Raw genomic sequence first — 11,941 nt, forward strand, 5'->3', positions numbered from 1 at the left:
TGATCAACAGGTGGCTCTTTTTGAAAAATCAAGGTACAGATGATTACCTACTTACTTATAAATTGAATTGCCCAATGAAATCCCACTTTAAAATTCAATCGAAACAGATTCCATAAAAATGCATTCTCGTACACTGTTCTATATAAATAATTATAATGTTCAGCTTTCTCACTTAATCCATATTCAAAACCCTTAGACCGTCTATCGGCTCTATAGAAATCAAATTCCTCTGCATCTACTTTTCCACGTAACCATAGTATATCAGCTATCGAACACAATTCGCTTGCTAATCCAGTTACCAAAGCAGGATAAGCATTCTTCAATGTCCATTCCATAATATCTTCTGACTTACGCATACTTTTTCTATTTCCATTAATATAATTATTAATCAATGTATTAAAAAACTTTTTTAACCACTCTTCTGAGTTATCTGCCATTCGATAAAGTGCTTCCAAGCAAGACGATATTTCATCTATGATTTTATAATAGTTTTCTTGCTCAGATTCCTGCAACGAATATTCCACATAATATTCCATCATAGCGCATGCATCTGAAGCAATAACTGCCACTTTATCTTCTTGTTTCGCATAATCCAAGCATAACTTAACTATATCATCTCTTCCGATTATATTTTTCTTATATATTTCTTCGTTTTTCAAAAGTCGAATAATACATGGTCTTCCATTACCAATTGGGGACAATTTCATTTGTGGTGATTCTTGTCTAATATGTAATAACTCACCTTCAAATGCGAACAAATTAATATTCTTCATAAAGTCGAACAACATGCCTTGTTCCAGAATCTCCGACCCTTGTTCTTCGAAATAATTATCACAAAACCTTGACTTAACAATTCCAATTTCTGTTTGCCTTTTCCAACTTTGCGGAATCTCATCAGAAAAAGTAAGGCTATATAAAAACTTATCTCTATTTACCTGTATAAACATTTTATTTGAAATCCAAATCTGATACCGTCTATACACACATCGCCCAAGATTTTCTATTTCATCATAGAAGGTCTTATACTTCCCTTTGCACAAATCAAAAGCTTTATCAAAATAATGTTCAAAGCAAATATCTTCGAAAATATCATATTTCAGTCTAATATAATCTCCTTGTTGAGCAATTACACCTTCTGAAAGCAATGCATGCATTATGTCTCTATCTATATCGTCCTTATGAATACCCAACATAAATTTTCTAGCTCTTTCAAACACAATCTTCTCAACAGTTTCAATAACTTTGTTACTGAGTATGCCATACATTCGAGATTTTTCCTCCAAACATATTATGTTTTTCCAAATATATTCTCTTAGAGAATTTTCATCACCTATATTATCAATATCCATCGAATTACTAACTATCAAGTTTATATAAAAGGGCGATTTTAATAAATCAACATATAAATTTGTTTTATACATTTTATGAATAATCGGATATTGCTTCATAAGCAATGCAAGTTCATCTTCTGTTATATCGCCAACTTCATAAATTTTTATTGAAAAATTTGTTTCCAGTTTAATAAAAGCATTTTTATCACTCGTTCTACAAGATGTTACTATGTACACATTTTGATATTCTGCCGCCATATCATACAAATACTGTAATAATTCAAATTTTGTTTCGGCACAGTCCGCAATAAACTCGAGAGCATCAATAAAGAATATTAATTTCTTTCCATTAATACACTCTAAAACGTCTTGGATACAGCAACCCCAAATGTCGTCAATATGACTTTCTTCCAAAAATCTTTCAGCACGAGCATATAAAACCAATTTTTCATTTTCAACATATTTTTTGCATAAAACAGATTTACCGCTACCAGCTCCACCTTGTATTGAAATATATCGCTCATTGTCTTTTGTTATTTTTTCAAGAAATTCATTTCTATCGATTTCATACTCTCCGTTAATCAATCCTTCAATATTTTTCAACCCTGAATTACTAAGTTCCAATGCACCTTTAAATTTTCTGATATTAATATTAAAGTTCTCATACTCATCCTTTAATACCTTGTATAATTTCTTCTGAAAATTAAGATCATTTTGTGCTTTAGTTATAATATCATTTGTAGTAATCAAATTATCTTTAATAGTAAATGAAATACTCCCAATTTGATTATCCCCACTATACTCTCTCACCTTATCAATACTATTATTACTAAGTACAAAAAATACAATATTCTTTAAGTCCGAGCATTTTTTATCTTTTGAATCCCTTATCTTTTCCAATGTAGTTTTTATTTTTGTTGGTATATCTTGTACAGTACTTACCTGCACTAAAAGTTCTCTGTTTTCTGATATCAAATCTACATATGGATAAGTTGCCGTCTCGTCATTCAGATTACTAAACTTCTGTCCGAACCATACATTACATACCTCAATCGCAAATAACTCAAACATTTTTGCAGCATCAAATAATCCGTTTTTATTTGCCATTTTGATTTTTTCATCATATGAAGACATATATTCAATTATGAAACCCATTCTTTCGTTTGAATTCAACATATATTCAATGCTCCTTATCCGTTAGTTTCTTTTAAAATATTTACCTGAGTTCATTCTCAATTTCTTCTATCGTTGGCATAGAAGCTCTATATTCCACAGGCAATAAATTTGACAACTTATACTCAGATATTCCTATCGGTTCTTTTGAACTATTTACCGCATATTTTGCAAGGATATTATTTTTGCTTTTGCATATAATCAGACCAATTGTTTTTGCATCAAAATCTGTCTTGACCAAATCATCCACAATATTCACATATGTACCAATCTGTCCAATGTCTCTCGATGTAAAAGCTACTATTTTAACTTCAACAACAACGTAACAATGCAAATACAGATGATAAAATAAAAGATCTATTTTTTCCTCTGTTCCTTCAATCGGTATTGTATATTCTCTTCCAACAAAAGCAAACCCTTTTCCAAGTTCCATAAGAAATTTTGTGATGTTGTCCATCAATGCGTCTTTTAACTCTTTCTCACTATAATCTTCTCTGATTGCTACGAAGTCGAAATTATATGGATCCTTTGTTATTTCCTGTGCAAGGTCGCTTTGTGGTTCAGGCAATGCGTATTCAAAGTTTGAAATTGCTTTTCCCTGACGCTCATATAAATCGGTATCAAGAAAATTTAAAAGTACTGCCCTTGACCAATTATTTAAAATCGTTTTCTTCACAAAAAATATTGATTTTTCCCTGTCCAATTTACATTTATCAATGATAGCTCTATGATGTCCCCACGGAATCGAAAACAATTCTTTATCTGATAAATCTCCCACAAGTTGTGGAACATTTATTGAATCCTCTTTGCTCTTCAATTCTTCCACAAATTGTGGAAGAATTGGATCACTGTACAATTCATAAAATTTCTTCATATATCTGAGATTCGAACTTGATAAGCCTTGAACCCCTGGCAAAATTGTTCTCATATCTTTACTTAAATTAACAAAAAATCCACTGCCCCACTTACTTTCAGCCGACTTTTCTACAATATCTCTTCCTATAGACCAATAGAAACCAATCATTTCCTGATTAACAGAAACAGATGCCTTAATCTGTCTCTGTTTATAGCGTTTTCCTATGTCCTCAATCCACTTCCTATACTCTTCATCCATTTTTATAAGTTGATTCATGTAAACCCCTTTCAGAATTCTGTTTTTTCCCACATCTCTTTATAGGCATTGACATAAAAATTTATACATCCAGGATATGTGTATACAAATCTTCTGCACAACTTTTTATACAATTCCAGCATACTCGCATCATCTGCGAAATCTAATAAGTAATCGAGACAATGAGACAATTCTTCTTCTGATACCTCTCTGTTGCACAATTCCTCCACTATGGATAAATATATTTCATATGCCTGCTGTCTAATCTTGTTGAGCTCAATTACCGCGCTAAATATATCATTTCCCATTCCATTTGACCTCCAAATAACTGATATAATTTCTTCAATAGTTATTATAATCAAAGCTCACAGTAAATAACATATAAATAACGCTCATATTAAATCACCCCAAAATGTTTTAATGCATCCTTTATCGCTTCTACTTTCTCCGCCGTCGGATGCCTTCTCGGCTGTTTCAACTCTTCTACCATATTAGGTGCATCATACATCGGCAATCCTAAATTTCTTTTTACCTCTGCGATATATGCCGTATGTACTTTGAAGCCATATTTTTCTTCAATATATTCTTGTATCATTTTATATGTAACCCTTGGAGCCGGCTGATATTGCTTTGCCCGCTCCGCAATTTTATCTAAAGGTACCTTTTCTTCACCTTCTCCAAATTCAACTTTCACATCTATATGGCTATCTGGTGACTTGTGGGACAAGAGCACGATGCTTTCGACGGTTGTTTCAGTTTCCAAGGGAAGTTCTTTCACTTCCTCGCCATCAACAGGCACAGGGAAATTGAATACGATCTTCTTTATCCAGCTTCCGTCTTTCCTTTTCTCCGGGAACATTTCAATTCGCTCGATAAAGGCTTTCATAAACTCTTTCTGTTCCGCTTCCGTTGCGGAATGGTAGACTTCATCAAATGCCAGTAAGAGCCGATAGATATTGTCGCCGGAGATTTTCTCCTGCTGGATGCTGCGGATTTGGCTTTGCAATTCGCCAATCTGAACTTCGATATCCTCTATGGTATCATACTGCTCATCATAGCGGCGCTGCAAGTCCAAAATCTTTCTGTCATAGTGGGCATCGTTGATGTCCAAGGTGTCCATCTGACGCTCCAAGCGGCTTTTCGTTCCAAAGGCTTGCTTTAACTGACCTTGCAGAACGGCGATCTGCTTTTCCATATCCTCTGTATCAACTGCCGAGCCGATTTTCGCCTGAATCGCTTCTACAAACCGAGGATTGTTGACCATAGCGGATATAATCTTTGCCACAAACTTATTGATTTCCGTCTGCTCGATATTCAGTCGGAAGCTGCACTCATGCCCGGTTGGTGTTACTGTGTTTTTACAGTAGTAATAATATCTTGTTTTCTTGTCCTTGCTGTGAGCCTTGGCGATATTGCCATACATACTCTTTCCGCAGCATGGACATTTCAGAATACCGGACAGGATATGTGCGTGATCTGGATTATTGACCTTTTCCCGCTTAAAGGAATTGATCTTGCGCTTTTCCTGTGCCAGATACCAATCTTCTTCGGAAATGATGGCTTCGTGCTGCCCGTCATAAATAGGGAACTCTGACTGCTCAACCACGTGCATCTCGTTTCTTGTACCCTGTTTCTTTTCCGTCCTGCGTCTGCCATAGGCTATCTTACCCATGTAAACAGGATTGTCCAGTACATCCTGCACGAAGCTCCTTGAAAATCCGGGAATAGTATTGTTCTGCCGTAGCTTCTTGACAAAGCCATTACGATTCAAATATTTTGCGACTCCGGCAACGCCCTCGTTGGTGTGAATGTAGCGGTCATAAATGACACGGATTACTTCCACTTCATCCTCTGCAATGACAAGATCACCGTTTTCCAGACTATAGCCATAAGGGGCAAAACCACCATTCCACTTGCCCTCACGAGCCTTTTGCTCCCGTCCTGCCATGGTCTGAGTTCGGATATTCTCACGCTCGATTTCTGCCACCGCAGACAGCACAGAAATCATCAGCTTTCCGGCATCCTTGGAACTATCAATGCCATCCTCCACGCAGATCAGATTGACACCGAAATCCTGCATGAGCTGCAAAGAGTTCAGAACGTCCGCCGCATTTCTGCCAAATCGGGAGAGCTTAAAGACCAGCACATAAGATACGCCGTCTTTGCAGTCCTGAATGTCATTCAGCATCCGTTGAAAGTCCTGCCGTCCTTGGATGTTCTTTCCGGAAAAGCCCTCGTCAGAATACTCCCCGGCAATAACCATATCTTCGTATGCCGCATACTTTCTTAACTTGTCACGCTGGGCATCCAAGCTGTATCCGTCAACCTGCATAGAGGTGGACACTCTTGTATAAAGATAGCATTTAAGTTGTTTCTTTTTCAGAATCGCCACCTCCCTCGTTCATTTTTTTTACCATAAGTCCTTCGTTGCGGATATAATACTCCAAAAGCCACAGCACATAATCCGGTGCATGGCGGTTATCCAATTCCCACTCGGTCATAGTCCGGTAAGGGATATGGACGAGCTTGCAAAAATCTTTCCGGTTCAGTCCTGTACTTTCCCGCAACTTGATAATTCTGTTCTTACAATCCATCTGTCTTTTCTCCATAAAAAACAAAAATACACGTTGCGTAATCATTATAGCATAGCCACAGCGAATACGCAACGTGTAAATTGTAAATTTTTACGCAGCCTTATTCGTCAAAGGCTGCGCTTGATTACTTTCCTCGGAATGCTCCACTTTCTGCGGTGCATCCTGCTCCAATTTATCCAAAACCTGATGTCCATATTTTTGGAGCATCTGGCTCATAACATCCACACAGCGGACAAATGCCGCATTATACTTTGCATCCTCATAATATTTCTTCAATAAGCAGTTACCTCCATTAAATTTCCATATCCTGTCCACGCTTCCGGGCAGGGTGTTTGTGTTCATACAGTTCCTTTCCTCTGGCGAGGATGGCATTGATAAAAGCCCAGACCTTTTCAGATGCAATCTCAATCGCATCCAGGAAAGGCTGGACTTTCTGTTTCAGTTCCTCATGGTCTTTATCCAGTTTTTCATAACGGTCTTTCCAGATCTTTGCGCTTTTCTCTGCCTTCTCAAATTTCTGCTTGTATTTCAGCTTCTCAGACTTTTCCGCAAAGCTGCTGACCGCATAATCTTTTAGGGTACGGCACTCATCCGCTGACAGCGTGATATTTCCGGTGATGGGATTTTTCTTACCCATCGACTCAATCTCATGTGCGGTCATAGCAACAGAGTTGGCAGCCTGCGTTTCCTTTTTCAGAGCTTCCAGTTTCTTTTTCTGCTTTTCCGTGGCAGCTTTGACGTCCTCCAAACTCTGCTCGGCCTGTGCCACCTGTCCGGTCACAGCTTCCAAACGCTGCTGTTCTGCCTGCACCTTAAACTGCGTCACCGTCAGATGCTCCTCGGTGCTGCCACGCTCTCCACGCTCCACATCGGTATATCCGGCAGCTCGCATGAACTGAAAAAAGTCATCCTGCAACACACCGTAGGACGACTTCAAAATCTTTTTCCCTTTTGCGTTCAACATGGGATTTCCGTTTTCATCAAGAACGGGCTTAGACTCCCATCTCTTGCTGCGGCTGACCTGCGTGATCGTTTCCTTTACCGTTCCCCGGAGGGATTCATCCTTGCACCGCTTCGACCACAGGATTTGCTTTTCCACCACCGGGATATAAACCACATGAAGGTGATAGTGGTACACATCCTCGCCCAGTGCTTCAGACATTGCCCGGTTGCGTTCATCGGCGTGCATCACAGCGGAGAGGATATACTGCTCACCGCCTACGATCTCCACGGCGGCTTTATAGGCATCGGCATAAAACTGTTTTGCAAATTCATAGCCGCCGTGGTTGTAGAAGTAAGCGGAGTTCACATCGAATACCAGCTCGCCATATTTAACGGCATCCTCTTTCAGACCTCTTGTGGAAATCACCTTGTCTCGTTCCAACTGCTCAAACATTTCTGTATAGCTGGCGCTGGGAGCTTTGAAATGGACGTTAAGCGGAGTGCGTTCCGGCACGATGTCCACATTGGAATAACGGTCTTTTTCACGCTCATTGTGTTCCTGTACCTTAGCCACATCATCCGAGGTTTCCAAGTCTTGATTTCTGGCTAAGGTACGGTCAATTCCATCATTTCTTGCCATAGATTTTCTTCCTTTCTTTGGGATTTGCAGACAGCGGGGAGCTACGGAGAGGCACTTTTTCAAAGTGTAATAACCCACTATTACACTTTCATCCATACTGGCTGCAAAGTGCCGTGGGCTCTCCGAGGGCTCTCCCGAGGGGGAGTGCGGTCACTGCGGCGACCTCTGCTGACCAAAGTGAAAATGTCTGCAACTTTTTCCATGGTCAGCACCTCTGTACGATACTGCTCTGCGGAGCATTCTCTTGCAGAGGTTGGCAGTGAAAACCGTATCTTTCACTGCCTGTCCACGGTACTTTTGCAAAATTCCGTGGACATAGAAACAGCCCAAGCAAAAGAAATGTGCTGTTTCTATAACGAGCGTTTCACGCTCTTTTGCTGCGTACATACGTACCAGCAATCGGTTTTACTCGCCCCTTCGCCATTCTTCCGGAATGTCATCCGGTACGTACGTACACGGCGAATCTCCGTAAAACCCGTTTATATGAGGTCGTGCAATCGCTTTCACTCCCATGAATCCCCACACCCGCCGACCGGCAGAGTTGGTGATATTGTTGCAATGCTGCAGATTGTATTTCCGGGCATTGGCAATCATGGCGTCGCTGAAGCTGCGGGCTTTCAGCGGAGCAAGGGAATTTTCCTCGCACCACATTCGGTAGATTTCATAGAAATCCTTGGAGCTGATGGACGCATCCGCTTTGCGCCGGATGTATCCCTCCGATTCCATGAAATCAAAGATATTGTTATTGTCACGCTTGACCGCTTCCCGGTTTTCCCGGATACGGTCACTCTCTGTGAATTTGAAGTTATTGGCAACAAGCCGCTGCAAGCCCTCCAATGCCCACAGGAAGATGCCCTCGGCTTCGGCTTTCATTTTCTCCGCAAGGTCGGGATCGTCGGCTCTGTCCACAGGCTTTTCCTTGGTGGTCACCACAAGCTGTCTGCGGTAAAAACCGTCGCTACGGTCATACAGGGCTTGGAGATCGCCGTTGCTGAACGCCAGTAGTCGGGCAAACATCCAGCCCTGATAACTCTGCTTGCCTTTGCGTTCCAAGTCCATCTTGCCCTGTGCCGTCACGATGGATTTTACATAGTTGGTCTGACGCAGGGCTTCCATTCGCATATCATCATCCACGCACAGCAGGATGTGTTCCAGATCGGCACGGGCAAAACGGTTTTCAGAAATCTTACCGATGCTGCCGTCTTTCATATTCGTGCCGAAGATGGTGGACAGCACCGCACCGATTTGGGATTTGCCCTCACCGCCGTTGCCCTTAATCACCATCATACGCTGCCCCTTGTTGGAGGGAATCAGACAGTAGCCGATGAACTCCTGTAAGGTGGGGATGTCCTCTGCGTGGAGCAGACCATCCAGAAAGTTCATCCAGATCACCGGCGCAGGAGCGTTAGGATTGTAAGCAACCGGCAGACGACTTCTCACGATAGCCGGTCTGCCCTCGGTAAATGTTCCGTTCAGCAGCAGCGTACCGTTGGACACATGAATCCGATCCCGCTCCGGTGGAAAGTCAGGCACTTGCGCTTCCAGTTTCAGCACTTCCAGAATATTGGTGATCTTCCGGGGGATGTTGTTTACGGCACAGAATTTCAACTTGTCGTAAATCTCTCCACGCAAAGGGAGATCGTCTGTTACCCGCCCATCGGGCGTGAAAAAAGCTCCGTTTGCGAAGATGATTCTGCGCTCCTGCAGAAATTCTTCACAAAACAGAGCTTCGTTGATGTTCTGCCCATCAAACCACATGGGCAAGTTCATATCAGGCGTTTTCCGGTTCTTCGCCATGGTGCGCCACCTCCTCTTTCTTTCGTGCAGTGTACTCCTGCAAAAAAGCGATCTTGCCGTTTTTCATCAGCTCGTCCACCAGAGCGACCCGTTCTTCCAGATCGCCCACGGTCAGCACATCCGCCATATATTCGATATGGCAGTGCATCTGGCAGGCTTCCATAAAACGGTCATCCAGAGCATCGTCCAATGTTTTCGGAGCATACCGCACTTTCCAATCTTCAAGAAGATGCAGATAATCCGTCAGCACCCGGAAGCACAACATTTCGTCCTCTCGGAATTGGCGGATATAGGGATGTTTCGGCTTGACCATAGCTGCGGCAGTGGGCGGTTTCGGGTCAAGTCCGAAGTCCGAAGCCAACTTTTGCGCCGCTTGCAAGCTCGTCAGATTGAACAGCCTTGCCACAAGGTCGATCACATCTCCCTTGGCTCCGCAGCCAAAGCAGAAGAAATAGTCCTCATTCAGCTTCAAGCTCGGATGCCGGTCATTGTGGAACGGGCAGCAAGCCATACCGTTGCGGTGGACTTTCAGCCCGTAATGTTCGGCGGCTTGCTTTACGCTGATTGCCGCCTTGATGGTTTCATAGATTGTCATAGAAAAACCTCCGTTCATAATAGTCTGGAAAGCACGAAGCACCCGCCGTGATTGGCAGGTGCTTCGCTCTTTCTACTATGGTTATGACGGATTTTGAAAAAAACAGGATAAAAGCAGGACAACCCTATTTCAAAAAACAGGACAACTTATCTTACAATATAGATTTCGCCCTATTCTATTGACAAATAATAGGTAATGTGTTACCTTATTAAAGGTAATATATTACCTATGGAGGATAGAATGAATATTAAAGAAGTAATCAACAGTGGCAAAGTTGACTTTACAGGGATTGAACAATCCTATTTTTTGCTTGGTTTACTGAGTGCCTTTGATAATAGATTTCAAGCAGTCGCAGATGGTACGATGCAAGAGATCAGCTGGAAGCAGTTTTTTGCAATTATCTGTATCAATATGTGTAAAGAGAAGCCAACTATCAAGGAGCTTGCGGAGATCATGGGAAGCTCTCACCAGAATGTAAAACAGATTTTATTGAAGCTTAAAAAGAAAGGATTTGTTGATATTACTGCGGACGAAAGCGATAAGAGAAAGCAGCGTATTGAGCTTACCGATTATTGCAGAGCGTTTTGTGCAAAAAATGATGAAATGACCATGAAAATCATGAAGAAAATGTTTGACGATGTGTCAGAGGAACAGCTGCAAACAACCATACAGACCATTATACAAATCGGAGATAACTTACAGGAGATTCAGGGACATGAGTAAAGGTATTATTTTATTTCAATCGAAATATGGCGCAACAAAAAAGTATGCGGACTGGTTAGCCGAAATGACCGGGTATGATTGTGCTGAAACAAAAAACGCAAATGCTGTGGATCTGAAACCCTATGATGTGATCCTGCTGGGTGGCGGTGTTTACGCTTCCGGCATTGCAGGATTCCAATTTATTAAGAAGAATATAGGTCAGTTAGCAGATAAAAAGATCGCTGTGTTTGCAGTCGGTGCTTCTCCATACGATGAGAAGGCAATCTTGCAAATGAGAGACCTGCATTTCAAAAACGAACTTCGTAGTATACCGCTATTCTATTGCAGAGGGGCTTGGGATGAAGAAACAATGAAATTTACGGACAGAGCGCTTTGTAAGATGCTCCAGAAAGCAGTTGCAAAACAAAATCCGGATGAATATGAGCCCTGGCAAAAAGCATTGATGTGTACAGTGGGGCAAAAATGTGATTGGACGGATCAATCCTATTTAGAACCGTTGCTGAAGCAAATTGAAAAATGGAGATAGAAAGATTTATATGAAGAAGTATGTGATTGTGTTTTTGATATGGGTTATGATTATACCTATCGCAATATTAAATGGTGGATTCCGTGAATATGTGCTTATGGTGCATCTTGAGATACTGGCACTCCCATTAAGCGGGATTATTTTGAGCGTTTGCATCTTTCTTGTTGCATATCTGTTTGTGCCTAAAATCAAAGGGTGTGTAAAACGAGATTACATTTTATTTGGCGTGATGTGGTTTGTTTTGACGAACTTATTTGACTTGTCATCCTACATCAAATCTGGTGAAGGATTTGCAGGCTTGCTTCAATCTTACAACATTCTGACTGGAAATACATGGATACTTGTTGTTTTATCGGCTTTGATTTCACCAATGTTGGTTATGAAAATAAAAGGGAGGAAGTAAGGTGAATCCTTCAATTTTTTTCATGAATAACTGATAAAAACAGGTCGTTGACTGTACGCATTGCGAAAGGTTGGCGGCCTGTGTTTTTTATATGGAGGAAATGTAG

12 protein-coding genes are annotated in these 11,941 nt (G+C 41.2%); 3 read left to right on the top strand and 9 right to left on the bottom strand.

From position 1 onward, the window contains the following. Positions 1-47 precede the first annotated feature (47 nt). From G4407_RS10440 to G4407_RS10480, 9 genes are all read right to left on the bottom strand, one after another. Positions 48-2,507, bottom strand: coding sequence for an SMEK domain-containing protein (locus G4407_RS10440; protein ID WP_173688842.1), 2,460 nt, complete (start codon positions 2,505-2,507; stop codon positions 48-50). Positions 2,508-2,547: 40 nt separating this feature from the next. Continuing rightward, on the bottom strand, positions 2,548-3,636 hold the full coding sequence (locus tag G4407_RS10445) for a PDDEXK nuclease domain-containing protein (protein ID WP_118173432.1): 1,089 nt from the start codon (positions 3,634-3,636) through the stop codon (positions 2,548-2,550). Between the two features lie 11 nt (positions 3,637-3,647). Beyond that, the gene (locus G4407_RS10450) at positions 3,648-3,923 is read right to left on the bottom strand and encodes a hypothetical protein (RefSeq protein ID WP_173688843.1); all 276 of its coding nucleotides are present in this window, start codon (positions 3,921-3,923) and stop codon (positions 3,648-3,650) included. 89 nt (positions 3,924-4,012) lie between these two features. Then, complete coding sequence (locus G4407_RS10455) at positions 4,013-5,998, bottom strand: recombinase family protein (RefSeq protein WP_173688873.1); 1,986 nt, start codon at positions 5,996-5,998, stop codon at positions 4,013-4,015. Continuing rightward, positions 5,979-6,209 (bottom strand): helix-turn-helix domain-containing protein, encoded by a 231-nt coding sequence (locus tag G4407_RS10460; protein ID WP_173688844.1) that lies wholly within the window; start codon positions 6,207-6,209, stop codon positions 5,979-5,981. Before G4407_RS10460 ends, G4407_RS10455 begins: the two co-directional genes overlap by 20 nt. Before the next feature lie 90 nt (positions 6,210-6,299). Beyond that, positions 6,300-6,485 carry a hypothetical protein gene (locus tag G4407_RS10465; protein WP_096239158.1) on the bottom strand — a complete coding sequence of 62 codons (186 nt, stop codon included), beginning with the start codon at positions 6,483-6,485 and terminating at the stop codon, positions 6,300-6,302. A 16-nt stretch (positions 6,486-6,501) separates the two neighbouring features. Then, on the bottom strand, positions 6,502-7,791 hold the full coding sequence (locus G4407_RS10470) for a plasmid recombination protein (RefSeq protein WP_173688845.1): 1,290 nt from the start codon (positions 7,789-7,791) through the stop codon (positions 6,502-6,504). A 405-nt stretch (positions 7,792-8,196) separates the two neighbouring features. Then, the gene (locus tag G4407_RS10475) at positions 8,197-9,588 is read right to left on the bottom strand and encodes a DNA primase family protein (RefSeq protein WP_173688846.1); all 1,392 of its coding nucleotides are present in this window, start codon (positions 9,586-9,588) and stop codon (positions 8,197-8,199) included. Continuing rightward, positions 9,563-10,183 (bottom strand): CHC2 zinc finger domain-containing protein, encoded by a 621-nt coding sequence (locus tag G4407_RS10480; protein ID WP_173688847.1) that lies wholly within the window; start codon positions 10,181-10,183, stop codon positions 9,563-9,565. Before G4407_RS10480 ends, G4407_RS10475 begins: the two co-directional genes overlap by 26 nt. A gap of 240 nt (positions 10,184-10,423) precedes the next feature. On the opposite strand from G4407_RS10480, the gene G4407_RS10485 reads away from it, so the two are divergent. From G4407_RS10485 to G4407_RS10495, 3 genes are read left to right on the top strand one after another with little or no spacing between them, the layout of a single operon-like run. Then, positions 10,424-10,906, top strand: coding sequence for a MarR family winged helix-turn-helix transcriptional regulator (locus G4407_RS10485; protein WP_096239154.1), 483 nt, complete (start codon positions 10,424-10,426; stop codon positions 10,904-10,906). Beyond that, the gene (locus tag G4407_RS10490) at positions 10,899-11,432 is read left to right on the top strand and encodes a flavodoxin domain-containing protein (RefSeq protein WP_096239153.1); all 534 of its coding nucleotides are present in this window, start codon (positions 10,899-10,901) and stop codon (positions 11,430-11,432) included. The genes G4407_RS10485 and G4407_RS10490 overlap by 8 nt, the downstream gene beginning before the upstream one ends. A 10-nt stretch (positions 11,433-11,442) precedes the next feature. After that, the gene (locus G4407_RS10495; RefSeq protein ID WP_173688848.1) at positions 11,443-11,835 is read left to right on the top strand and encodes a hypothetical protein; all 393 of its coding nucleotides are present in this window, start codon (positions 11,443-11,445) and stop codon (positions 11,833-11,835) included. Positions 11,836-11,941 lie beyond the last annotated feature (106 nt).

The sequence above is a fragment of the Allocoprococcus comes genome, assembly GCF_013300725.1.
Classification (GTDB): Bacteria; Bacillota; Clostridia; order Lachnospirales; family Lachnospiraceae; genus Allocoprococcus; species Allocoprococcus comes_A.